The 26,885-nt window shown below is 62.9% G+C and carries 12 protein-coding genes; 8 read left to right on the top strand and 4 right to left on the bottom strand.

Annotated features, from left to right (window positions below):
* The 7 genes from EGM97_RS15845 to EGM97_RS15815 form a co-directional block, all read left to right on the top strand.
* Positions 1-2,809, top strand: a 2,809-nt coding sequence (locus EGM97_RS15845) for a condensation domain-containing protein (RefSeq protein WP_477788820.1), incomplete at its 5' end; no start/stop codon positions are given.
* Between the two features lie 357 nt (positions 2,810-3,166).
* Positions 3,167-4,429, top strand: coding sequence for a glycosyltransferase (locus EGM97_RS15840; protein ID WP_238962039.1), 1,263 nt, complete (start codon positions 3,167-3,169; stop codon positions 4,427-4,429).
* A 92-nt stretch (positions 4,430-4,521) separates the two neighbouring features.
* A complete protein-coding gene (locus EGM97_RS15835; protein WP_238962040.1) occupies positions 4,522-11,796 on the top strand; it encodes an amino acid adenylation domain-containing protein in 7,275 nt (2,424 codons plus the stop codon).
* 29 nt (positions 11,797-11,825) lie between these two features.
* A complete protein-coding gene (locus EGM97_RS15830) occupies positions 11,826-13,013 on the top strand; it encodes an FAD-dependent monooxygenase (protein ID WP_238962041.1) in 1,188 nt (395 codons plus the stop codon).
* A 504-nt stretch (positions 13,014-13,517) separates the two neighbouring features.
* Positions 13,518-14,345: a helix-turn-helix transcriptional regulator gene (locus EGM97_RS15825; RefSeq protein WP_053158812.1), complete on the top strand. Its 828-nt coding sequence runs from the start codon at positions 13,518-13,520 to the stop codon at positions 14,343-14,345.
* 85 nt (positions 14,346-14,430) lie between these two features.
* Positions 14,431-15,855, top strand: coding sequence for an AdeC/AdeK/OprM family multidrug efflux complex outer membrane factor (adeC, locus tag EGM97_RS15820; protein WP_238962042.1), 1,425 nt, complete (start codon positions 14,431-14,433; stop codon positions 15,853-15,855).
* Between the two features lie 6 nt (positions 15,856-15,861).
* Positions 15,862-16,068 carry a YodC family protein gene (locus tag EGM97_RS15815; protein ID WP_238962043.1) on the top strand — a complete coding sequence of 69 codons (207 nt, stop codon included), beginning with the start codon at positions 15,862-15,864 and terminating at the stop codon, positions 16,066-16,068.
* A 33-nt stretch (positions 16,069-16,101) separates the two neighbouring features.
* On the opposite strand, the gene hemN is transcribed toward EGM97_RS15815, so the two are convergent.
* The 3 genes from hemN to EGM97_RS15800 form a co-directional block, all read right to left on the bottom strand.
* Entirely contained in the window at positions 16,102-17,490 is a 1,389-nt protein-coding gene (hemN, locus tag EGM97_RS15810) for an oxygen-independent coproporphyrinogen III oxidase (protein ID WP_238962044.1), read from the bottom strand.
* Entirely contained in the window at positions 17,487-18,809 is a 1,323-nt protein-coding gene (locus EGM97_RS15805; protein ID WP_238962045.1) for an oxygen-independent coproporphyrinogen III oxidase, read from the bottom strand. Before EGM97_RS15805 ends, hemN begins: the two co-directional genes overlap by 4 nt.
* Positions 18,810-18,903: 94 nt before the next feature.
* Positions 18,904-19,347: a CopD family copper resistance protein gene (locus EGM97_RS15800; RefSeq protein ID WP_238962046.1), complete on the bottom strand. Its 444-nt coding sequence runs from the start codon at positions 19,345-19,347 to the stop codon at positions 18,904-18,906.
* Positions 19,348-19,672: 325 nt separating this feature from the next.
* Here EGM97_RS15800 and EGM97_RS15795 point away from each other — a divergent pair, with 325 nt between their 5' ends.
* Positions 19,673-25,288 (top strand): putative Ig domain-containing protein, encoded by a 5,616-nt coding sequence (locus EGM97_RS15795; protein ID WP_238962047.1) that lies wholly within the window; start codon positions 19,673-19,675, stop codon positions 25,286-25,288.
* 245 nt (positions 25,289-25,533) lie between these two features.
* Here EGM97_RS15795 and EGM97_RS15790 read toward each other — a convergent pair whose 3' ends face one another.
* Positions 25,534-26,883, bottom strand: coding sequence for a TolC family outer membrane protein (locus EGM97_RS15790; protein ID WP_238962048.1), 1,350 nt, complete (start codon positions 26,881-26,883; stop codon positions 25,534-25,536).
* Between the last annotated feature and the right edge of the window lie 2 nt (positions 26,884-26,885).

The following is a 26,885-nucleotide window of genomic DNA, read 5'->3' as shown; positions in this document are numbered from 1 at the left end:
GGACCGCCTGCCCCTGACCGCCAACGGCAAGCTCGACCGCCGCGCATTACCGGAACCGGGCCAGGATGCGCTCGCCAGCAAGGCCTACGAGGCGCCGCAAGGCGACACCGAAGTCGCCATTGCCGAAATCTGGAAAGGCTTGCTGCACCTGGATCAGGTCGGCCGTCATGACGGCTTCCTCGAACTGGGCGGGCACTCGCTGCTGGCCGTGCAGCTGCTCTCGCGGCTGCGACGCAAGCTCGGTGCGCGGATCACCCTGCGCGAGCTGTTCGACGCACCGACCGTGCGCGGCCTCGCCGCGCTGGTCCAGGCCGCGTCGCCCACCGAGGCGGCATCGATTCCCCTGGCCAATCGCTCGGGACGGCTGCCCTTGTCCTTCTCCCAGCAACGGTTGTGGTTCCTCGACCACCTGGACCACGCGGCCGGCGCCGCCTACCACCTGCCATTGGCCTTGCGCCTGAAGGGGCCGCTGGACAAGACCGCCCTGCAAGCGACCCTTGATCGCCTGGTGGCACGCCATGAAACCCTGCGTACCCGCTTCGAGCTGGTGGACGGCGAACCGGTGCAGAAAATCGCCCCGGCCGACTACCGCTTCCCGCTGGAACAGCAGGACCTGCGCCAGATGCTCGCCGACGAACGCAGCGCCACGCTGGAACGACTCGGCCAGGCCAACGCTACGCAGTTGTTCGATTTGAGCCGGGGTCCGCTGATGCGCGGTCATCTGGTGCAGTTGGCGGACGAAGAGCATGTGTTGTTCATGACGTTGCACCACATCGTTTCCGACGGCTGGTCCAACAGCGTACTCGCCCGTGAGGTCAGCGTGCTGTACAGCGCCTTCGCCCAAGGCGAGAAAGACCCGCTGCCACCGTTGGCGCTGCAATACGTGGACTACGCCGCCTGGCAGCGCAGGTCCCTGGAAGGCCCGGCGCTGCAAGCCCAGATCGACTTCTGGCGCCAGCATCTGGAGGGCGCTCCGGCCCTGCTGAACCTGCCGCTGGATCGTCCGCGCCCGGCGATACAAAGCTATGCCGGCGGTATCGTCGATTGTGTCTTCACCCCGTCTCTGAGTGCCGACCTGCGCGCATTCAGTCAGGCCCAGGGCACCACGTTGTTCATGGTGCTGCTGGCCGGCTGGTCGGTCTTGATGAGCCACCTGAGCGGACAGCACGATGTGGTGGTCGGTACGCCAGTGGCCAACCGTCAACGTCCGGAGCTGGAGGCCTTGATCGGTTTCTTCGCCAACACCCTGGCGTTGCGGGTCGACACCGGTCGCGACAGCCGCATCGAAACGCTGCTGGAGCGGATCAAGCACCTGACGCTGGCCGCCTACAGCCATCAGGACTTGCCCTTCGAGCAGGTGGTCAGCGCCTTGCAGCCGACCCGCAGCATGAGCCACAGCCCATTGTTTCAAGTGATGTTGAGCCTGGACAACACGCCACCCTCACCGCTGCAATTGCCGGAGTTGGAGGTACAGACCCTGGAAAGCCCCCACAACACCACGCAGTTCGATCTGTCGCTATCGTTGGTCGACAACGGCGAGCGCATCAGCGGCAGCCTGCAATACGCCAACGACCTCTTTGACACGGTGACCGTGCAAAACATTGCCGGACTGTTCGCCACGCTCCTGGAAAATCTGGTGGCCGACCCCCGTCAGTCTGTCGGACAGTTGCTGGAAAACACCCCGCCGCTGGTGCGCTCGGCCAGCGCCGTGACGCAACCGGTCGATACCGCCGACACGGTCGAGGCCTTGCCGTACGAAGCGCCGCAGGGCGATACCGAACTCGCCATCGCTGCACTTTGGCAAGACTTGTTCAAACGGGAACGAATCAGTCGACACGACGATTTCTTCAGTCTTGGCGGGATTTCGTTGATGGCCGTCCAGATGGCCTCGCGACTGCGCAAGGTGCTGGGCAAACCCATTGCCGTGCGCGACCTGTTCGTCGAGCCCACCATCGCCGGTTTCGCCAGGACCCTCGACGGTCAAGCCCGACCAGGCGCCCACGGTAACCTGGTGCCGATCCGTCGTACCGGTTCCCAGCGGCCGCTGTTCCTGGTCCACCCCCTGGGCGGCGAAGTGCAATACGCCCGGGACCTGGCAACGGCGCTGGATCCCCAGACGCCCGTCTACGGTCTGGCCGCCAGTGGCCTGGTGGCCGGCGAGGCGCCGCTGTCGGACGTCGCGTCCATGGCGACGCGTTACCTGTCGGCCATCCGCCAGGTACAGCCGCAAGGACCGTACCGGATCGCCGGTTGGTCGGCCGGTGGCCTGATCGCCTATGAAATGGCCCGTCAGCTCCAGGCCGGTGGTGAAGCGCTGGAGTTCCTCGGCATCATCGATGCTTCGGCGCGCCCTGATCCGGTATCGACCCCGGCGGTGAGCGAGGCGCAGTTCCTGATGGCCTGGCTCCCCGAACAGATCGATCCGGAGCTGTCCCGGCAACTGACGGAGATGGCCCGGGACTCGGCCATCGAGGCAATGCTGGCGCTCTGCACGGCCCACCGACTGCTGCCGGAGGAGCTGCCCCATGACATCGACGCCGGCCTGCTGCGCACGCACCTGGCGGTGGCCTATGCCACACGACAGGCTATCGGCGCCTATGTCAGCCCACCGAGCCCGCTCAAGGTGTCGCTGTTCACGGCCAGCGAACAGCAGCGCAGCGACCCGACCCTGGGTTGGCGCGCGCTGCTCCAGGATCGGGTGAGCGTCACGGCCCTTCCCGGAACGCACAACACGGTGGTCAAGGCCCCCCATGTCGCCCGGCTGGGTGAGGCGATCAACCAGGAGCTGAGAACCGCCATGGCGTCATGAACCCACTGTCTGGTGGAAACGAAGCTTGCTCGCGATCGTGGAAAGTCAGTCGGCGCAGAAGCGACTGTCCGGACGTCATCGCGAGCAGGCTCGCTCCCACAAGGTCGGTGGCGAACACAATCATCATGAACCCCGGGAACACTGTGGGAGTGAGCCTGCTCGCGATGACCCCATCAGGGTCGGCCTCGATGCAAGGCCCGGATACAGGGCGCGCCAAGTGTCCCTGTTTTCCGCCACAGACTTTTCCCACCCGGCACGGCTTAATACCTCCCTGGAGGCTGAATCGTTTTAGTGGATGGAGTCCACGGGCGATGGCCGGTTCATCACTCACCGCACGATCACTCTGGAGGGAACCTTATGCACGTGATCATTACGGCTGTCGGCTCAGCCGGCGATGTTCATCCTTTCGTGGGCATCGGTCGCACGCTCGCAGCACGGGGGCACCGGATAACGTTTTGCGCCAGTGCCGCGTTCGCCCCGTTGATAGAGCGCTGTGGCTTCGAATTCCTGCCGCTGGGCACCCGCGAAGAGTATGACGAAGTCATGGCCGACCCCGCGCTGTGGCATCCACGGACGTCCCTTCCCACGTTATGGAAAACCATCGCCAGCACCCTGCACGAGCAATACCGGCTGCTGGAACAGGCACGTGATGATCAGACCGTCCTGCTGGGGTCCCTGTGGGCATTTTCTGCCCGGCTGCTCCAGGAAAAACACGGTATCCCACTGGTCACCGCACAGGTCTCGCCGTTCGGTTTCTGGTCTGCCGCCGCGCCCTCCACCCATCCACCGGGAACGAACCTGCCAGCGTTCGTGCCCTATCCGGTGAAACGGCTGCTGCTGGGGGTCATAGAACGCGCTTTCCTCGACCGGGTCATGGCGCCAGAGCTCAACAGTTTCCGCCGCGAACTGGGATTGCCGCCCATCAAACGCATTATCAGCCAATGGATCTCGTCCCCGGATCGGGTGCTGGGATTGTTTCCGCAGTGGTTCGCCCCCGTACAGCATGACTGGCCCGCCCAGACGGTGCTGACCGGCTTCCCGCTGTTCGATGAATCGGGTTTCCAACCGATCGATACCGAACTGGACGACTTCCTGAACGAAACCTCGCCGGTGGTGTTTACCCCCGGCTCGACCATGGTCAACAGCGAGCAGTATTTCACGGCTGCCGTCCAGGCTTTGAAGTTGATCAATCGGCGTGGTGTGTTCCTGACCAGCCAACCCGTCGACCCGACGGTGTCCACCGAAGGCCGGATCCTGGTGCGCCGCTATGTGCCGATGAGTCGCATCCTGCCCCGCAGTTCGGCGCTGGTGCACCACGGAGGCGTCGGGACCACCGCCCTGGCGATGGCGGCTGGCGTGCCGCAGATCGCCACGCCGTTTGCCCATGATCAATTCGACAACGCCGCGCGAATGGAACGGTTGGGCTGCGGTGTGCGGGTGTTCCCGCCCGCCTCCGCCGAATCATTGGCCACGGCACTGGACAAAGTCCTGAACAGCCAGGAAGTACGCGCCCATTGCGATCGCTATCGTGCGCTGATTCCGGACGGCGAGAGTGCCCGTGAAGCGGCGGCGTTGCAGATCGAAGCACTCGCCCGCACGGCCAGGCACCGCGCGGCATAAGCCCGCAGCCACGCGGCGGGAGCATGGATGAATCAGTCACCGACGGGAAGCGGCCATCCGTTTGCCGTCGGGCTTTGAAAAGGACGACGGACATGGACGTGCTTTACCCCCTTACCGCCCCACAACTGGACATCTGGCTGGACCAGGTCCTGCACGGGGATAGCCCGCTCTACAACATTGGCGGCTATGCACGCATCAACGGAGCGGTCGATGCCTCGCGGATGCGACAGGCCATCCAGCAAGTGGTCGACCGTCATGACGCGTTGCGCATCCAGTTGGTACCCGGCTCGCCTGACCATCCCCTGCCGCGACAACGCTTCCTGGCGTCTGTGAATGTTCCGCTGGCCCTGCACGATGTATCCGGACAGGCCGACCCTGAAGCCTGCGCGCTGGCCTTGTTGCAAACCAACCTGCAAGCGCCGTTTTCCTTCGACAGCGGATTGCTGTTTCGCGCGGCCCTGCTCAAGGTGCGGGAAGACCTCTACTATTTTTTCGTCAACTGTCACCACCTGATCATCGATGGCTGGTCCTTCGCCATGATCGGCCGGGCCATCAGCCAGGCCTATACCGCCCTTTCGGACCCGGCGCAAACGCGGGTGCCGGCCCCCACTTACCAGGCGTATGTCGAGCAGCAATCCAACACCGACAAACACTCGCCGTCGGTGCGTCGCCAACGCCAATACTGGCTGGACAAGTACCGCACGCTACCCGAGCCACTGCTCGCACCCCGCTATCAAGGTCGATTCGCCCAGCGCGTGGCCCCCAGCCGCAACCACGCCTGGCGCTTGCCCCGAGCGCTGTACGACCGCCTAGGCGAGCAGGCCAGGGCGCGTGGCCACGGGACGGTTTTTCACGCCATGGTGGGCCTGTTGTACACCTACTTTGCCCGCGTGACCCTGCGCGATGAAATCGTGATCGGCCTGCCGATCCTCAACCGCGCCAACGCCACGCACAAAGCTACGGTCGGCCTGTTCGTCGGCATGAGTCCGGTGCGCCTGAGCCTGGGCACCGACCTGGGCTTCAGTGAACTGGTCGCCAGGATTGCCCTGACGCTCAAGCAGGATTACCGCCATCAACGCTATCCGTTGAGCGAGCTGAACCGCGAGCTGGGCCTGCAGAACCTGGGCCGGCGGCAGTTGTTCGACCTGGTGGTGTCCTACGAGCAGGACCAGGACACCCGGTACGGTTCGGCCCTTGCTCAACCGGTCAAACTCAGCAACGGCTATGAACAGATGCCTTTGGCGATGCACATTCGTGAAGCCGCGCCAGAGGACGACGTGTGGATGCATTTCATCTACAACGAGGCCTACTTCGATGCGGCGCAGATCGAGGCATTGCAGCAACGCTTCATGAGCCTCCTGGACCGGGTGCTCGCTGATTTCGACGCGCCGCTCAAGACGCTCGACCTCATGCCGCCCGCGGAGCGTGAACAGGTATTGACCGGGTGGAACAGCACCCGCGTCGACTATCCCAGGGACGTGCTGTTGCATCAGTTGATCGAAGCGCGGGAGGCAGCACACCCCGAAGCGATAGCCGTCCGGTTCGAAGACCGGACGCTGACCTATGCTGAACTGAACCAACAGGCCAACCGGCTGGCCCATGCCTTGATAGAGATGGGTGTCCGCCCCGACGCCCGGGTTGCCATCTGCCTGGAACGGAGCCTGGAGATGGTGGTGGGCCTGCTGGGGATCCTCAAGGCGGGCGGTGCCTATGTGCCCCTGGCCCCTGGTTACCCGGCCGATCGCCTGGAACACATGCTCAGGGATTGCACCCCCAGCGCATTGATCACCACCCGTGCGCAACTGACGAACCTGCCCGCCGTGACATCGCCAGTGCTGTGCCTGGACGGCGATTCCGAACACATGGCTCGTCAACCAGCGCACAACCCTGACGCCAGCGCACTGGGATTGACGCCGCGGCACTTGGCCTACGTGATCTACACCTCCGGTTCTACCGGTATGCCCAAGGGTGTCATGAACCAGCATGACGGGGTGGTAAACCGATTGCTCTGGGCTCGCGATACCTATCAGGTCGATGAGCACAGTCGCATCCTGCAGAAAACCCCGTTCAGCTTCGACGTCTCAGTCTGGGAATTCTTTCTGCCGCTGCTGAGCGGCGCGCAACTGGTCGTGGCCGCCCCCGGTGGGCATCAGGACCCTCGCTATCTGATGGACATCATGGCGAGCGCCGGCATCACCCTGCTGCATTTCGTACCGTCGATGCTGCAGGTCTTCCTCGATCAGGTCGTGCCACAGCGCTTGCCCGAGCTCAAGCAGGTACTGTGCAGTGGCGAAGCGTTGCCCCCTGCGTTGCAGGAGCGCTTTTTCCATCACCTGCCGCAGGTACAGTTGCATAACCTCTATGGCCCTACCGAGGCGGCCATCGACGTAACGGCCTGGCAATGCCGACCCGACGTGCACCCGGGTATCGTTCCCATTGGTCATCCCATTGCCAATACCCAGCTCTATGTCCTCGATGAGCACCTGCAGCCGTTGCCGCCGGGTATCGCCGGCGAACTTCACATCGGCGGCATCGGCGTGGCGCGAGGCTATTTGAACCGTCCGCAGCTGACGGCCGAACGGTTCATCCGCGACCCGTTCCAGGCCGCCCCCGAAGCCCGGCTGTACAAAACCGGCGACCTGGGACGCTGGCTGCCCGATGGCAGCCTCGAATACCTGGGACGCAACGACTTCCAGGTGAAGATCCGCGGCCTGCGTATCGAACTCGGCGAAATCGAAGCGCACCTGGCGGCCTGCGAAGGGGTCAAGGAAGTGGCAGTGATCGCCCGCCAGGCAGCTGACGGGGACGCGTTCCTCAGCGCTTACCTGGTGAGCGAGACCGGCAGCACCCTTTGCCCACAAAGCCTGCGCGAGGCCTTGCTCAGGCAAGTGCCGGACTACATGGTGCCCCGCCACCTGATCCAGCTCGAACAATTGCCCTTGAACGCCAATGGCAAGCTGGACCGAAAGGCCTTGCCCGAGCCGGAACACACCTCCGGCAGCACCGATGCGACGGCGCCTCGCAATCCATTGGAGCAGACGCTGGCTGAACTCTGGGCAGTCAACCTGAATCGACCCGCGCCGGGCATCCACGACAACTACTTCATGTTGGGCGGCGATTCCCTGAAGGTCATCCACTTGCAGATCCAGGCCCGTGAACAAGGGATCGGGCTGACGCTGGCCCAGGTCTACCAGCACCCGACCATCGCTGAGCTGGCGCAAAGCCTCCAGGCCCTGAACCTCTCACCGACGTCGTTGCTGCCCTCGATGCACGTCGCACCTTTCGCCCAGGTTCCGGAGGCGATCCGCCAGGCCAGCGAGGGTGAATTCGATGATGTGTTCGCGGCCTCGCAGTTGCAGGTCGGGATGATTTACCACTCGATGATGCACCCGGACTCGGCGATCTATCACGACATCTTCCGCTACCGCCTGCGCTTGCAGTGGGATCCGGTGGCCTGGGAACGTGCCTGCGATGCCTTGATCCGCCGCCACCCGGCATTGCGCATGTCGTTCGATATCGGGCATGCCGAGATTCCCATGGCCCGCGTGCACGCCAGGGTCGAATCGCCTGTGCAGGTCATCGATACCCTGTCGCTGAGCGCGCAGGCCCGTGCGCAGGCCATCGATGCCTACGTGGAGGAACGCAAACGTCACCGCGAGGACTGGCAGCGGGCGCCGCTGTATCAGTTCTGCGTATTCGTGGCGGCGGGGGAAATCGACCTGGTATTGAGCTTCCACCATGCGATTCTCGACGGCTGGAGCGTTGCGACGCTCATGCGCGACCTGGTCACCCTCTACACCTCGGCGCCAGGCACGGAGCCATTGCCCCGACTGAGTACCACGCCCGCCGATTTCATCGTCCTGGAACGGCAGGCCATGGCGAATGACGACCACCGCCGTTTCTGGGGTGCCTACCTCAGCGATGCACCCGCCGCATCCATGACCAGCTGGGTGCCGGCGGTTGCGCCGGATCCGACGCCCCACCGCTCGGCCTACCGGGAAATTCCCGCGGCTGAACTGGCACGACTCGAAGCGTTCTGCCGCGACCACGACCTGCCGCTGCGTGCGGTATTGCTGGCCGCCCACGGTTTCGCGCAAGCCATCCTGTCCAACCATAAAGAGGTATTGTGCGGCGTCATCAGTCATGGCCGGCCGGAGTTCGAAGACGCGGCCTCGGTCCTGGGCCTGTTCCTCAACACCCTGCCCGTACGCTTCAGTGCGCGGGGTTCTAGTTGGCTGGAGGTGATCCGCGCAACGGCCGCCGAGGAGCGAAAGGTCTTTGCACATCGACGCTACCCATTCGCCCTGATCCATCGCGATACCGCTGTCGCCCTGAATGTCGTGTTCAACTACGTCGATTTCTATGTGCTCAAGGACATGGTGGCCCGGGACGCAGAGATCCTCGTCGAATGGCAGACCACCGAAGCCAGCAACTACGACCTGCTGACCACCCTGGGTCGCCATCCTGGCAATGGTTCGCTGGTGTTGAAAATGGATTACTGCACGGCGCGCGTCGCCACGTGCCAGGCCGAGGCTTACGCCGATTACCTGCTGCGCACCCTTGACCTGATGATCGCCGAGCCCGACGCCCAGCCTCGCATACCGGCCTGGCTTCCCGACCTCGGGCCAACCAACCCCGTGCCAGCGCCATTGCCTCGGCACAATCTATCGACCCTGCTGGAGCACAGCCTGTCGCGCCATGGCGAGCAAACGGCCCTGAGCTTCAACCAGACCCGCCTGTCCTATCGCCAGTTGCGTGACCGTTGCGCACAGCTGGCCGATTGGCTGTCCCGGCACGGTATCGGCCAGGGGGATCGAGTAGCGATCATGATGCCCCGCTCCCCCGAGCTGATCGTTGCCCTGCTCGGTGTCGTCCAGGCCGGCGCGGCCTATGTGCCGATCGATCTGAGCTACCCCCATGACCGCATCAGGCTGATCCTGGAAGACTCACAGCCAGGCCTGGTGTTGTTCGCCGATGCGTCGCAAGACCTGGCGGCACTCGCCGGCAAGACGGTGCAGCGCCATTGGGATAGCGTGACTGCGGAGTTCGACGACGACCTGGCGCGCTGCCATGAACGGGTTGCCCTCGTGGCCGACACCATCACCGATGAAGATAACGCTTACGTGCTCTACACGTCGGGCTCCACGGGACGCCCCAAGGGTGTGGCGATGCCCCACCGTGCGCTGACCAACATGGTCGTTTGGCAGATTCGCCAGCAGCCCCAGCACACCCCGGCGGCCGCACCGCTGAAGACCCTGCAGTATTCGCCCATTTCGTTCGATGTATCGTTCCAGGAAATTTTCTCCACGGTGTGCTGCGGCGGCGAACTGGCCCTGATCGACGAAGGGCTGCGCTATGACTTCATCCGGCTGCTTAAGTTGATCCGCGAACAAGGCATCAATCGACTTTTCCTGCCCTATGTAGCCTTCCAGGGGCTGGCCGAAGTGGCGCTGCAACTCGGCATTCGACCGACTTCGCTGCGCCAGATCAACGTGGCCGGCGAACAGCTGAAAATCACCGGGGAAATCCGCAACCTGATCGATAGCCTCGAAGATTGCCGGGTTGAAAACCATTATGGTCCCACCGAAGCCCACGTGGTCACGAGCCTGACACTCGAAGGCGCCGCGGCGGCCTGGCCGAGCATGCCGCCCATCGGCACGCCCATCGATGAGGTGCGCATGCATGTGCTGGACGCAGCGGGCGAGGCCTGTCCTGTGGGCGTCATGGGAGATCTTTATATCGAAGGCACCTGCCTGGCGAACGGCTACTGGAACCGTCCCGACCTGACTGACGAACGCTTCGTCTATCGCCAGTTGGAAGGCAAGGCCCGTCGCCTGTACGAAACCGGTGACGTCGGGCTCTATCTGCCTTCGGGCGATCTGGTCTATCAGGGCCGCAGCGACGCCCAGGTCAAGATCCGCGGCTATCGCGTCGAGCTGGGTGAAATCGAACTGGCCATCCTCGGCTCCACCCGGTTCGGCGCGGAGATTCAACAGGTGGCGGTCATCGACAAGCCAGCGGCGGATGGCAGCCGTTACCTGGTGGGTTTCATCCAGGCCATGCCGGGCCGCCAGCCGGACCTGGATCAACTCAAGGCCGAAATGCGCCTGGCGCTGCCCGACTACATGGTACCGACTACGCTGGCCAGCATCGCCCGGATCCCACTGGGCCCGACCGGCAAGATTGACCGTCGACGCTTGCAGCAAGTCGAGGTCGAGAACACCTCGATACGCCCCTTTACCGGCCCGAGGAATGTCACCGAGGACCTGCTGCAGGCCTATTGGCAGGAAACCCTGGACCTGGAGAACATCAGCGTCCACGACAACTTCTTCGAGCTGGGCGGCAACTCCCTCAAGGCCGTGCAACTGGTTGCCATGCTGACCCGGCACCAGGGCTTCGAACCTTCGCTCTCCGACTTCATCCAGGCGCCGACCATCGCCGAATTTGCCCAGGTGCTGCAACAGACCGAAGCCATGCCCCGGGACACCGGTGCGCTGGTGGACTTCAAGAACGCCAGCCAGGCGCCTGCGCTGTTCCTGGTTCATCCCATCGGCGGCCACGTCTTGTGTTATGCCGCATTGGCCCGCGTTCTCAAAGACCAGGTCCATCTCTATGCCTTGCAGGCACCGGGGACCTGGGATGAACGCGGACCGCTGCAATCGGTGCAGGCCCAGGCGATGCATTATGCCGATGCCATCGAACAGGTCGCGCCACAGGGTCCCCTCAATATCGGTGGCTGGTCATATGGCGGCGTCGTTGCGTACGAGCTGGCAAGCGAGCTGCGCCGCCGCGGGCGACGCCTGCACAACGTGTTCCTGCTGGACACCATCGTGCGCATCAAGCAGGGCGAGGTGCAGATAGAACGCAGTGAATTCATGAACTGGTTCATGTGGGAACTGCTCAGCGGCGACGGTCAGAAAGATTACGACTACCAGGCACTCGACTTCTCGTCCCTGGGCGACCCGGACGCCTTCGATGCCATCAGGCAACACGGGATCGACCGTGGCCTGTTCGACGAAACCCTGACCCGGGCCACCCTGAACCAACTGTTCCAGGTCTTCCACGCCAACTGGCAATCCTTGCTGGACTACCGCTTCCCGCCGTTGGACCTGCCCATCACGTTGTTCGCCGCGGATGTCCAGCTACCCGACGTGCTGCAAGCCCCCCATGAACTGGTGGGGACCGCCTTCGACGATCCCTACCGAGGCTGGCGTTCGATTGCACCGCAGGTGCAGCGCATCGCCGTAGAGGGTGACCACCTGACGATGATGCGCGAACCGCACATCCAGCGAGTGGCCGAGTTCATCAGGTTACGCATGGACGCCGCGCGGGCCGAGAACGCCAGCGCCCGGACGGCCTTCGTTTGAATCCCCCCATTCGAAAAAAGGTGAACAACATGACTGAACCCAGGAAAGCCATCGTGGCAGGCGCCGGCATCGGTGGGCTGACCGCGGCCATCGCCCTGCAACGGGCAGGTTGGCAGGTCAAGGTCTTCGAAGCGGCCCAGACGCTCCGAACCGGCGGCACCGGATTGTCCATCATGGCCAATGCCATGGCGGCACTGCATGCCATCGATGCCCACCTCCCCGTGGAACAGGCAGGCCAGGCAATCCGCCAGTTCTGCTTCAAGCGACAAAACGGCACGCCCATCACCCGCATGCCGATCCATGAGATCGGCGAACAACTGGGCCACCCCAGCGTGAACATCCAGCGCCCATTGTTGCTGCGCGCCCTCGCCGCTCAGCTCGCACCCGACACGCTGACCACCGGATTGCGTTGTGTGGGCTACGCCCATCGCCCGGATGGCGTGACAGTGCGGTTCGAGGATGGCAGCAGCCACGAGGCGGACCTGCTGATCGGCGCCGACGGCCTCAACTCGGTGGTCCGCCAGCAGATGCTCGGCGAAACGCCCACACGTGCCTCGGGCTATATCGCGTGGCTGGCGGTAACGCCCTTCAGCCATCCGGTGATGAGCGAAGGCTACGTGGCGCATTACTGGGGCCGAGGCAAGCGCTTCGGGTTGTGTGACGTAGGGGATGGCCAGGCGTACTGGTGGGGAACCTGTAACCACGAAAATGCCGCGCACGCCGCCTTGAACGTCAATAAACAGGAGGTCCAGGCGACTTATGCCGGCTGGGCGCCGGAGGTCATGGCAGCCATCGAGGCCACTCCCGAGCATGCATTACTGAAAATGCACGCCCGGGACCGTCCTCCGGTCAAGCAGTTCTGCGACGGGCATGTGGTGCTGCTGGGCGATGCGGCCCATCCGATGTTGCCCAGCCTGGGCCAAGGCGCGGCACAAGCGATCGAAGACGCCGTGGTACTGGCCGACCGGCTGACGCAAACGCCTGACCTGCGCACCGCGCTGGCCCTCTACCAGGCGTATCGACTGCCACGGGCCAACGGGATCGTCAACGCCGCACGTTTCATGAGCGGTATCGAACAGGCCGAATCGGCGATTGCCTGCTGGGCAAGGGAACTGTATTTCCGCCTGGTCCCGCAAAGCAGCTGGCGCAAGAAGAACCTCGACATCCTGTCGTTCAAGGGCGGCCTACAGCCGATCCCTGACTACGTCAATGACTGAAATTGACTCACGCATAGACAAATAATGAAAAAAAAATTCAAAATCCGACACAGCCCTCCATAATTGGAACTCAGATTCCGGCCCCCGCTGCCCGGAACGATCCGGCGCAACGCCGCCAGAAAACAGACAGGACGTCACTCGAATGAACCCGATAGCTGCGCAGTTCATTGTTTTGAATAAGGATTTTCGATCAGCAAAAAGCCCCTGCCGAGCCGCCAGTGCGGAAACTGATTTCTGCACTGGCGGGATCTGGTCGGGTGTCGCCGGTCAGACACCGTCCCTCCCGCTCCACACGATGTCCCTGTTTTCCCTTACAGATTTTTCCTACATGAGAATGCTTAATAGTCCCACCAGCTGAATCGTTTTTCATGCGAATGGATTCACAGGTGATATTGATCAACAGGTATTAATCCAGAAAGGCTTCAGCATTTTGGGAAGCGGTCGGATTTTCCTCCGTCAACGATCACTGAAATGCAAAGCAGTTTCGATATGCAGGATAAGCATATGAATCGACATGCGGTTTTTGGAGGTGCGCAAAACACGCACATCTACGCAGAGCTAGGAAGGCTGATTTCAAGTGTCGGACATGAGAGTTTCTTGACCAACATGCACCAGCTGATCGAAGCATCGGTGCCTGTCAGTCGACTCGAACTGAGCGAATGGACAGTTGACGATACCCAGACGAGCGTTCTCGATGTGCAGTTGCTGGGGGATGCGGGTCTGCAAAAAAGCCCCGAGATGCAATCCGTCTGCCCCACCACCGCAGTCCAGCGCAACGACCACCCCCTGGTAAAACGGGTGCTGGAAGTAGACGACGCCCTGCTGATCCACCTGGGCGCCAGGATGAAGGACGAAAGGGGTAACACCTGCCTCGGTACGTCCCACCAATGCAGCCTGATTTCCCGCAAAGGCAACCGCCGTTGCGTGATCTCGCTGCACCGACCGCAACTGCACCGTGACTTTTCCCTTCAGGAACTGTCCTTTCTGAAATACCTCTCCGAAACCCTGCTGCCACTGGCGGAGCGCCACGCCCATCTCAATCGCCAGTCAAGCGTCAAGGCCCCTGGCGGTGCTTCGGGTCACTCGCTCAATGCCGCGGAGCAAACGCAACTGCAGCGCGATTTCGATGAACGGCTGAGCCCGTGCGACGTCACCCTGTCGGTGCGGGAAAAAGAAGTCTGCCTGGGGCTTCTGGCCGGTGGCACGGTTCCGGAGATCGCGGAAAAACTCCAGGTCAAGAACAGCTCCATCGAAACCTACCTCAAGCGTGCCGCAGCCAAGCTTGGCGTCAGCGGACGGCACGGGCTGGCGAAATGGATGATCGGATCATGACGAACCGGCGCGCAAGGCCGCTGCCCCGACAGACCCCGCCTGCCCGTGCCAACGGGGCCTGAGCAGGCACTTTTGAGACAGGTCGATGCATAAACTCTTGAGCCCTTTGACCGCCGCCACCTTGCTGCTCGGCGGCTGTTCGCTGATTCCGGACTACCAGCGCCCCGCCGCCCCTGTCGCCGCGCAGTACCCACAAACGTCGGCCTATGCGCCGGCGCTATCGGGACCTGTCGCGGCCGACCAGGGCTGGCGCGACCTGTTTCGTGATCCGGCGCTGCAACAACTCATCGAGAGCGCACTGCGCAACAACCGCGACTTGCGCGTGGCGGCCCTGAACGTCCAGGCCTACCAGGCGCAATACCGGATCCAGCGTGCGGATCTGTTCCCGGCAGTCAGTGCTATCGGCGCGGGTTCGCGCCAGCGGGTGCCCGCCAGCATCACCCAGACCGGCGACTCCGCGATCAGCAGTTCGTACTCCGCTACCCTGGGCATCAGCGCTTATGAACTCGACCTGTTCGGACGCATCCGCAGCCTGAGTGACCAGGCCTCGCTCATCTACCTGTCCAGCGAAGAGGCCCGTCGCAGCACCCAGTTGAGTCTGGTAGCCAGTGTCGCCAGCGCCTACCTGACCTGGCGTGCCGATCAGGAGCTGCTGGCGCTGACCCGCGACACCCTCCAATCCTTCGAACAGAGCCTGCGCCTGACGGAGCGCAGCAATCAGGTCGGCACCGCCTCGGCACTGGACCTGAGCCAGTCGCGAACCTCGGTGGAAAGCGCCAGGGCCAGCCTCGCCAAGTTCCAGCGCCAGGTGGCCCAGGACTTCAACAACCTCACCCTGCTGGTCGGCGCATCGGTCGCCGATGACCTGCCTGCCCGGCCATTGTCGGAGGACTTGCTGGCCGAAGTCCCAGCGGGCCTGCCTTCGGACCTGCTGCAACGGCGACCGGATATCCTCGAGGCCGAATACCTGCTGCAATCGGCCAACGCCAACATCGGGGCCGCCCGTGCCGCGTTCTTCCCGAGCATCAGCCTGACCGCCAACGCCGGCAGTTCGAGCAACGAGTTGTCGGGACTGTTCAAGGGGGGATCGGGCACCTGGTTGTTCCAACCCCAGATCAACCTGCCGATCTTCAATGCGGGCAGCCTGCGGGCGAGCCTGGATTATTCGAAGATCCAGAAAGACATTCGTGTGTCGCAGTATGAAAAATCGATCCAGACCGCCTTCCAGGAAGTGTCCGATGGCCTGGCGGCCCGCAAGACCTATAAAGACCAGCTGATCGCACAGAACGATCTGGTACAGGCCAACCAGGACTATTACCGGCTGGCGGAGCGCCGATACCGTATCGGCGTCGACAGCAGCCTGACGTTTCTCGATGCACAACGTTCGCTGTTCAGCGCCCGCCAGACGCTTATCGTCGATCGGTTGGCCCAGTTGCTCGCCGAAGTCAACCTGTACAAGGCGCTGGGTGGGGGTTGGCTCGAACGCACACAGACACTGACTGCGAGGTGACTGATGATGGGTACATTCGAACCCGGAACGCTGGTTCGCTTACGCTCGGGCGGCAAGACCATGGTGGTCAAGCACGCCTCGTCCATCTCCCAACTGCCCGACACCCTGTTACTCCTGTGCGAGTACCGGGCCAAGAAACGCCTGGTACAGGGTTTCTATGCAATACGCGACCTGATCCCGGCCTCCGTGGATCCTGGCGGTGAAAGCACCTGAGGGAAACCGAAACCCTCGCCGCAAGGCTTGCGGTCAGACCGTTCGCGAATACTGGACCGTCGGAGCCGCCTCCAGATAGGCGTCGAAGGCCATCGCGACGCTGCGCATCATCAACTGCCCTTGGGGCAGCAGCACCAGTGCGTCGGGATGGATCTGTACCAGTTGGTCGCGTACCTGCTCCTGGAGCCGGGCCAGCGCATCGGCGAAATAGTCGGTGAAGCAAACGCCATGGGCGGCCTCGATGCGGGCGAAGTCGATCCTCCCATGGCACATCAACTCACTGATGACTTCGCGCCGCACACAGTCGTCGGCGCTCAGGCGATAGCCACGCTGCACCGGCAGCAGTCCCTGCTCCAGGCGCGCGTAGTATTGGGAAAGCTCCTTGACGTTCTGGTTATAGCTGTCGCCGACCTTGCCGATTGAAGAGACCCCGAGGCCGATCAGGTCACAATCGGCGTGGGTCGAGTAGCCCTGGAAATTGCGCTGCAAGGTGCCTTCGGCGCGTGCCCGCACCAGTTCATCGTCCGGCAGGGCGAAGTGGTCCATGCCGATATAGACATAACCGGCCTCGGTCAGGCGATTGATGGTCAGCTCCAGCAGCTCCAGCTTGCGCTCCGGCGGTGGCATGTCCTGCGGCCGGATCATCCGTTGCGCCCTCACCCGCTGCGGCAGGTGCGCGTAGCTGTAGGCGGCGATCCGATCGGGACGCAACGCGATAATCTTGCTCAGGGTGACGTCGAAACTGGCAACGGTTTGCAATGGCAGGCCGTAGATCAAATCGACACTGACCGACTTGAAGCGCGCCAGACGGGCGGCCTCCACCAATTGCGCCACCTGCGTTTCGCTTTGCACCCGATTCACCGCGGCCTGCACCTGGGCATCGAAATCCTGAACACCGAAGCTCAGGCGGTTGAACCCCAATTGCCGCAAGCCGCGCACCTGTTCAGCGCCGATGGTCCGCGGGTCGACCTCGATGGAGAACTCATGGGCGTCGCTGTCATCCATGTCGAACGCCTGGTGCAGGCAGTCCATCAAATCGGCCAATTGTTCATGAGTCAGGTAGGTCGGGGTACCACCGCCCAGGTGCAGTTGGGTCAGCTTGCGCGAGCGGTCGAACAACGTTGCCTGCAAGGCGATTTCCCGCTTGAGGTACGTCAGGTATTCGGCCGCGCGATGGGTCTTGCGGGTAATGATCTTGTTGCATGCGCAGTAATAGCAAAGGCTTTGGCAGAACGGGATATGGATGTACACCGATAACGGCTTGGGGACCGGTGCCTGGTTGCTGCGCTGGGCCGCCTGGCGATACTCATCCATGGCGAACGCCTGATGGAACTGCGGCGCGGTGGGATAGGAGGTGTAGCGTGGACCCGGACGGTCGTATTTCTCGACCAGGGCACGGTTGAAACCGGAGGGGGCGTTCATGGTGGATTCAGTTCTCGAAAAATCGGGTCAAGTATCGGGTCGAAGGGGGCCGTCCCGGCCTCGTCCGGACGGGGGTCGAACAGGTCGCAGATCGCGTCCACGTTCAGTCGTCCGGCCGGCAGGATGCCGATGAAGCGGCTCGACAATTCGATCGATCCCTTGGCATGCAAGGTTTGCAGTTGCGGCCAGATCGAGGCGAAGTGTTCGCGAAAATCCAGCCCGAAACGTGCCTCGATGGCGGGGATATCCAGTTCCAGGTCACAGGCCAGGTGTTCGGTCACCGCCGCGCGGATCCGGTCCTGGGCTTCGCAACGCCAGCCACGCCAGACCGGTAGCTGTCCGGCGTCCAGCTGCTGGCGGTACTGCAGCAGGTCCTCGGTGTTCTGTACGTACAGATGTTCGATCTGAGAGACGGCCGCCAGCCCGAACCCCACATGATCGCAGCAACCGTGGCGGGTAAACCCTTGGCAATTGCGATGCAACCGTCCATGTTCCTGGGCAACCGCCAGGTCATCGTCGGCCCTGACGAACTGCCCTTGGCCGATGTAGTGATAACCCGCTTCGAGCAACTGTTCGCAGCAGATCCGCGCCATGGTGTCCTTGTCGACCTGGCTGCAAAAGGCTTCGACCGCTCCGGCGTTGGCCGAACGGTAGCGCCAGGGCGCTCTGGCGTAATCGAACACATGCAAGCGGTCCGGCTCCAGTTCGATCAACGTCGCCAGTTTCACGGCAAAACTACGGGGCGTCTGCCAGGCATGACCATAGCCGAGGTCGATGTTGACCGAGCGGAAACCGAAGGTCCGCGCCGCGTCGATCAGCGAATGGATCGGGGCCGGGTTCTGATAGCAGTCCACCGCCATGTCCCGGTCGACGCCCACGTCGGGCACGCCAATGCTGACATGGGTGAAACCCTGGTCGCGTATCAGCCCCATGGTGGCCCAGTCGGTGTGGTGCAGGTCCACTTCGATGCTGTGGTCGCCGCTCTCGGAAAAGTCGAAGCGCTTGCGCAGATCGCCCATCAGTTGCTGCAAATGAGCGATCACCGGCGTTCCGCCGGTGAGCCAGAACTGCTCCACCCTGCGGCCTGCCCCCAGATGACAGCCGACCAGGCCCATCTCGTACTTCAGGCGTTGCAGATAAACGTCGATTTCGGCGCATCGGCAGACACTGACCAGTGGCGAGCAGGACGCCAGCCTCAAACGCGAAGGCAGGTGCACCGACAGCGACAACGGCCGACACTTGCGACGGCTGTCGCGCAACCCCCGGAGCAGGTCGAGGGAGCCGACACCTCCGTGGAATTTATGAAACAGGTCGAACATGACAATCTCCGAGTGGTTGCCAGGACATTGTCCGTCTTGATCCGGCCCCGCACCTTGACCTGTATCAAGCGCCCGGAACCCGACACCCATCGGCTTACCAGGCGACGTAGAACATGGCCTTGGCCAGCAGCACGATTGCCACCAGATGCAGGAACACGCGGGTATGGATGATCCGGACATAACGGGCATTCATCCGCCCGCGCCTGAACAGCCACATGGCCCAGAAAAAATGCCCCAGTACGCTGCCTGCCAGAAGTATTTTCAGCCCCAGCAACAAACCGAACGATGAGTGCATGGGCGATATCAGCGCGGGCCAGTAGCGCAGCCAGACCATCGCAACGCCCGCCCCGAACAGCACCAGCAACACCCAGGGCATCAATTGCCGCGCCCGCTGGCTGATGCCCTGTTCCAACAGCACCATGACCTTGGCGGGCAGTTGCTGGCGAATGTTCTCCAGGAACAGCACTTCGAAAAACACCGTGCCGACGAAGACCAGCGCGGCGAACAGGTGCAACGTCAGAAACAGCGGATAGCTCATGGGGATTTCTTCACCGGCGCAGGGTTTATCCCGAGGCTACCGCGTGCCCCGAATTCCGGGGTTGATGCCAATCAACAATCCACTGAATGTTTGTGCCCACCGCAGGCCCTTTGTGGGAGCGAGCCTGCTCGCTCCCACAGGTGGCGCGTCAACAGAACGTTATTTTTCAATCCAGAGTTCCCGACCGCTGATCCGGTAGTTCAGCTTTTTGACACTTCACCCGATGTGCGGTCACAACTTTCCCGCTCCGCCGGGTCCTAACTCCGTGGTCGCCGATGGAATATTGGCATTTACCGTGGTTCCAGCCCGATACGGAGATAAGCTCATGATTTTCAACGTACAAAATTTTGGCGCAAAAGGAGACGGTATTACCGATGACACCGCAGCCATCCAGGCTGCGATCGATGCGGCGGCCGCTGCCGGTGGGGGTCAGGTGTATATGCCCACCGGGACCTATATCGTTTCGGGAGGCGAGGAACCGTCCGACGGTTGCCTGATGCTCAAGAGCAACGTCTACCTGTACGGCGACGGCATGGGCGAGACCACCGTCAAGGTGGCCGACGGCTCCGACACCAAGATCACCGGCGTCATCCGCTCCGCCTACGGCGAAGAAACCCACGATTTCGGTATCAGCCAACTCACCATCGACGGCAACCGGGATAACACCACCGGCAAGATCGACGGCTGGTTCAACGGATACATACCCGGCGAAGAAGGCTACGACTCCAACGTCACGATCGACAGCGTCGAAATCAAGGACTGCTCCGGATACGGCTTCGACCCCCACGAGCAGACCGTCAACATGGTCATCAGGAACAGCGTGTCCCATGGCAACGGCCTGGACGGCTTCGTGGCGGATTTCCTCAGCGACAGCACCTTCGAAAACAACGTCGCCTATGACAATGATCGCCATGGCTTCAACATCGTCACCAGCACCCACGACTTCACGCTCACCAACAACGTCGCCTATGACAACGGCGGCAACGGCATCGTGGTCCAGCGCGGCAGCGAGAACATCCCCTCCCCCAGCAACATCACCATCACGGGAGGTGAAGTCTATGGCAACGGTGCCGAAGGCGTGCTGATCAAGTTATCCAGCGAAGTCGACGTCACCGGCGTGAACATCCACGACAACGCCAGCGCCGGGATCCGCATTTACGGCAGCAACCACGTCGACATCATCGACAACACCCTGAACAACAACGCCCTCGGCGGCGCCGTACCGGAAATCATCATCCAGTCCTACGACGACACCCTGGGCGTCTCCGGCAAGTATTTCAACGGCAGCGACAACCTCATCCAGGGCAACCTCATCAGCGGCAGCGACTTGTCGACCTACGGGGTAGCCGAGCGCAACGAGGACGGCACGGATCGCAACGCGATCATCGCCAACACCATCAGCCACACCAGCAAAGGCGCCACGCTGGTCTATGGCGATGGCAGCTACGTCAGCGCCACGGTGCCGATGACCACCGTACAAGGCACGGCCGGCAACGACACCCTGCTGGGCAGCAGCGCCAGCGAGATTTTCTACGGCGGCGCGGGCAACGACACCATCAATGGCGGCGCCGGCGGCGACATCCTGGTGGGCGGCGCGGGCGTCGATAAACTCACCGGTGGCACGGGCGCCGATACCTTCCGTTTCGCCAGCCAGTCCGACAGTTACCGCAATGCCACGTCCAGCTTCGATGACACGATCACCGATTTCGACGTCACCCAGGACAAGATCGACCTCGCCGGTCTTGGCTTCACCGGCCTGGGCAACGGCCGTGGCGGCACCCTGCAGATCAGCTACAACGCCACCAGCGACCGCACCTACATCAAGGACTTTGACGCCGATGCCAGCGGCAATCGCTTCGAACTGATTCTTTCCGGCAACCTGGCCAGCACCCTGACCGCCAGCAATTTCATCTTCAATCGCGTGGTGACCGGCACCAGCGGCAACGACTCGCTGACCGGCAGCGATGCGGCCGACACCCTGCTCGGCCTGGCGGGCAACGACAGCCTCAGCGGTGGCGCGGGCGACGACAAGCTCGATGGCGGCGCCGGCATGGACACGTTGACCGGCGGTGCCGGAGCGGACACCTTCGTGTTTTCCAACCGCCTGGACAGCTACCGCAACTACAACACCGGAGGCGCCAACCTCGGCGACCTGATCACCGACTTCAACGTGGCCTCCGACAAGATCGACCTTTCGGCGATGGGCTTTACCGGCCTGGGTGATGGCAAGAACGACACCGTGTACCTGGTGCTCAACAGCGCCGGCACCAAGACCTATATCAAGTCCCTCACCGCCGATGCCAATGGCAACCGCTTCGAAGTGGCGTTGGACGGCAACTACCTCAACACGCTGACCAGCGCCAATTTCGTGTTCGCCACCTCCTCCCCGACCAACCATGCCCCCGTGGTGGCGACGCCGCTGCTGGACCAGAACGCAACGGAAAAAACACCATTCAGCTACGTGGTACCGGCTACCAGTTTCAGCGACCCGGACAACGACAGCCTCAGCTACACCGCCAAACTGGCCGATGGCAGCGCACTGCCCAGCTGGCTGGTGTTCGATGCGGCCACCCGCACCTTCAGCGGCACGCCCAGCGACACGGCGTCGGGCACCTACTCCATCCAGGTCACCGCGACCGACGGCAGCAATGCCAGCGTCAGCGACAGTTTTACCCTGGCCGTGCAGGATGCGCCCGCCGCCCCCATCGTGATCAACGGTACGCCGAACAACGACACGCTCACCGGCACCGCGGCCAACGAGCAACTGTTCGGGGGCGCCGGCAACGACACGCTCAATGGCGGCGCCGGCAATGACATCCTGGTGGGTGGCACCGGCGTGGACAAACTCACCGGCGGCACGGGCGCCGATGTGTTCCGCTTCACCTCCAAGCTCGACAGCTACCGCACCAGTTCGACCAGCGTCAGTGACCAGATCCTCGACTTCGATGTGGCCGCCGACAAGATCGACGTTTCGACACTCGGCTACACCGGCCTGGGCAACGGCCTCAATGGCACGTTGCAAGTGACCTATAGCGCCTCGACCAACCGGACCTACCTCAAGGACCTGACCGTCGATGCCAACGGCAACCGCTTCGAAGTCTCACTGGCGGGCAACCTGCTCAACAGCCTGACCGCCTCGCATTTCGTCTTCGCCGACCAGAACACGCCAAGCAACGTAGCGCCGGTGGTGACGATTCCATTGCTCGACCAGACGGCCAGCGAAAACACGCCATTCAGCTACACCGTGGCCCACGACAGCTTCACCGACGCCAACCAGGATGTCCTGACCTACACCGCGACTCTCGCCGACGGCAGTGCGCTACCCTCGTGGCTGAAGTTCAACGCCACCAACCTGAGCTTCAGCGGCACGCCTACCAGCACAGCCGCGGGCAACTATGACGTATTGGTCAAGGCGACCGATCCCTCGGGGGCCTCGGTCAGCGACAACTTCGCCCTGGTGGTGGCCGACGCCCCCGCCAACACCGTCACCGGAACCAACAACGCCGAAACCCTCAACGGCACGGCAGGCGCGGACCTGATCCTTGGACTGGGTGGCAATGACACGATCAAGGCCGCTGCCGGCGCAGACATCGTCGATGGCGGTGCGGGACGGGATTCGCTGTACGGCGGCGATGGCGCCGACACCTTCCGCTACAGCAACGTGCTCGACAGCTACCGCGACTACGACACCGGCGGCGTCACGGCCACCGACACGATCTATGACTTCACCGTGGGCGTGGACAAGATCGACGTGTCCAGCCTGGGCTTCACTGGCCTTGGCGACGGCAGCAACGGCACGCTCTACATGACGTTGAACTCGGCGGGCGACAAAACCTACATCAAGTCCGCCGAGGCCGACGCCGATGGCAACCGCTTCGAAATCGCCCTCAACGGCAACTACCTCAACACCCTGACCGCCAACGACTTCGTCTTCGGCGAGCGCGCCCAGCAGGACATTCTTTATCTGCCAACGCTCGGCCAATCCAATGCGCGGCTACTGCGCATGACCGAGGACGACGATCAATCCGGCACATCAATGCTGGTCAACGACCTGGACAAGTACACGACCTATGACGTTCGCAGCCAGTTCACCGACGCCGACGGCAATGGCATCGACATCGCGGTGGGTGGCAGCACAGTCAACGGCCTGTCGACCCTGAGCCCCGACGAACTGAAGCTGTGCTGGTGGCTGACCGATACCAACCAACCCGGGCCGGCGCTGTTGCGTGCCGTGACGTTGTTGCGCGACCAGCTCACCGAACTCAAGGCCATCGACAACGTCACCATGGGTATTATCTGGGGCCAGGGCGAGGAAGCCGCCCAGGAGATCGCCCGCTCAACGGACAAAGCGGCAGCCGCCGCAGCCTACAAGGCAGCGACCCTGAAGGTGTTCGACTACCTGCATGCCCAGTTCGGCAATTTCAACGTGTACCTGATGGAGACCGGTCACTACGAGCAGGATGCGGCGCGTGCCCGGGGCTATTCCGAAGAGAAAATCGCCGCCATTGTCGACGGTGTGGGCTATGTCCGTGCCGCCCAGGAGGCCATCGCCGCCGAGCGCGCCGATGTCAAGCTGGCGGTGGACTACACCGACCTGCCCCTGCGCTACGAAGTCGATCCGCTGGTGTACCCGGATGACGTCTGGCATCTGCACGAGGAGTCGGCGGAAATCGTCGGCCAGCGCCTGGCCGACTACATTGCCGATGACCTGGGCTTCCAGGGCAACCCCAACGACAACAACAGCGTGCAGGACATTTTCGACAACGCCCAGAACGAAGGCGGGATGATTGTCGGCACCGACCAGGCGGATACCCTGGTGGGCAGTTCCGGCAACGATACGCTGGACGGTGACCTGGGGGCCGACACCCTGACCGGGGGCGATGGCAACGATATCTACATCGTCGATAACGCCTTCGACAGCGTCGTGGAAACCAACACCTCCACCTCGCAGATCGACACGGTACAGGCCTCGGTCAGTTGGACCCTGGGCGCCAACCTCGAGAACCTGGTGCTCACCGGCGTCTCGGACATCGACGGGACCGGCAATGAGCGGCGCAACTTCATCACCGGCAATGCCGCCAACAACGTGCTCGATGGCGCCGCCGGAGCCGACAGCACCAGTGGCGGCGACGGCGATGACACGTACTACGTGGACAATGCCAGCGACACCGTGATCGAGACCAACACCAATGCGTTGACCGGCGGGATCGACAGCGTCCACAGCAGCCTCGCGGCCTACACCCTCGCCAATAACGTCGAGAACCTTTACATCGATAGCGCGGGCGCGGCCAATGGCACCGGCAACGCGCTGGACAACACCCTGTTCGCGGCGGCCGGCGACAACGTGCTGGATGGCCGTGATGGCAACGACACGGCATCCTTCGAACGCGCCCTGGCGGGTGTCACCGTGACCCTTTCGACGTCCTCGCAACAGAACACCGTGGGCTCGGGCCTCGATACCTTGAAGTACATCGAGAACCTGACCGGCAGTGCCTACGCCGACACCCTGACCGGCAACAGTGCCGGGAACATCCTGAACGGCGGTGCGGGCAACGACGTGCTGGTGGGCGGCTCGGGGGATGACCGGCTGATCGGCGGCGCAGGCACCGACAACCTCAGCGGCGGCACCGGTGCCGACACCTATGCGTTCACGGCGTTGTCGGACATGCGCGTGGGCGCGTTGCGCGATGTGATCAGCGGCTTCAAGAGCACGGAACTCGACCACCTGGACCTGACCGGCCTGGACGCCAACCCGCTGACCGCCACCGTCGACACCTTCACGTTCATCGGCAGCAATGCCTTCGACACCACCAACGCCACCGGCCAGCTGCGTTTTGCCGATGGCATCCTCTACGGCAGCGTCGACGCCGACGCCACGGCGGAGTTCGAGTTCGAATTGGTCGGCGTCAAGGAGTTGCATGCCAGTGACTTCACTGCCTGAGGAGGTTTGACCGGCGATGCAACTGACCCATCGCTATCGCGGGCAAGCCTCGCTCCCACAGAAACTGCCGTGTCCACGTCACTGCAGAGGTGGGAGCGGGCTTGCTCGCGAAGGCGGTGGGACAATCGATAACAGGTCTCTGACACACCGCTTTCGCGAGCAAGCCCGCTCCTACAATGGATCTGTGTTTTGTGCAGGACGCAGTCCCTTGGGAGCAAGGCTTGCCCGCGATGACGGTGGCAGGTTCAGAACAGCCCTTGCACCTGCTCCAGCACTGCGCGGTTCATCTGCCCGGTGTGGGTGTGCAGGCTCACGTAGCTTTGCAGCATGTCGAGCTTGGTGTTGAGCAGGTCTCGGCGAGCCTGGAAGACCCGTTGTTGGGCGTCGAGGATATCGACGGTGGAGCGCACGCCGCCCTGGAAGCCTTTTTCCGTCGAGGTCAGCGCCCGCTGGTTGGACTCCACCGCCCGTTGCATGGCCTTGCTCTTGGCAAACCCGGCCACCACGCCCTGGTAATCGGTTTCGATATCCTCCGCCAGTTGTTGGCGTTGCACGTCATAGTCCGACTGGGCACCGGCCAGTTGCGCCTCGGCCTTGGCCACCGAAGCCCGTACCGCGCCGCCGCGGTACAGCGGAATGTCCAGTTGCACCCCTACGTAGTAGGTGTCCTGGCGTGGATCGAGTTCCTGGTACTGGCGGGTTTCCCGACGGGTCAGTTGGGTGGTGAGGGACAAGGTCGGATAGTGCCCGGCACGCTGGCTGTCGGCCTGCGCCTCGGCGACTTTCACCGCCGCCAGCCGGGCCGCCAGCTCGGGACTGGCTTCACGGGCGATGGCCGTCCAGTAACGCAGGTCCTGCTCCGGCGGGATCGGGCTGCTGGCAGCAAGCTCCTCGCGCATCGGCAGAATGTCATCGATAGGCACGCTGGCACGCCCCGATAACGCCCGCAACGCCGCCACCCGGCGCGCCTGGGCCTCGGCTTCCTGGGCTTGCACCAGATCGAGCCGCGCCTGGGCCTCGTCGATATCGGTGATCGCCCCCTGCCCTCCCTGGAACAGCTTTTTGCTCTGCGTGACCAATCCATTGATGGCGGCTTTCTGCTGGGCGATCAACTTGATCTCGTTCTCGGCCCGGGCGACGTCGAAATAGCCCTTGGCGACCCGGTCATACAGGGTCTGTCCGGCCACATCGAACACTTGGCTGCCCAGTTGCCCGCGGGCCTTGCCCTCCTGATAAGCAGCCCAGCGCCCCTTGTCATAGAGCGGTTGTTGCGCCACCAGGGATACGTTATTGGCCTGGTAGTCGTTGCTGTTGACATAACCGCTGTCGTCGCCGCCATCGGTACGCCCCCCGTAGCCATAGCGTGACGTCAGGGACACTTGCGGATAGAGCCCGCCTCGCCCGATCGCTTCTTCATGCCGCGAAGCCTCGAAAGCATGGGCCGCAGACTGCACGGTCGGATCGTTGAGCCGTGAAGCATCGTACGCGGCGGTCAGGCTCAGCCCTGCCTCTGCGCCCCAGGAGGGGCTGATCACTGCCCAACCGGTGCACAGGCTCAACAGCATCCGGGCGCGATAAAGGCAACGGTGGGTCATGC

Source organism: Pseudomonas sp. AF32 (genome assembly GCF_022342325.2).
GTDB lineage: Bacteria > Pseudomonadota > Gammaproteobacteria > Pseudomonadales > Pseudomonadaceae > Aquipseudomonas > Aquipseudomonas uvaldensis.
Note: the sequence above shows the minus strand (reverse complement) of the source record. Positions and strands in the feature narration are given on the sequence as shown.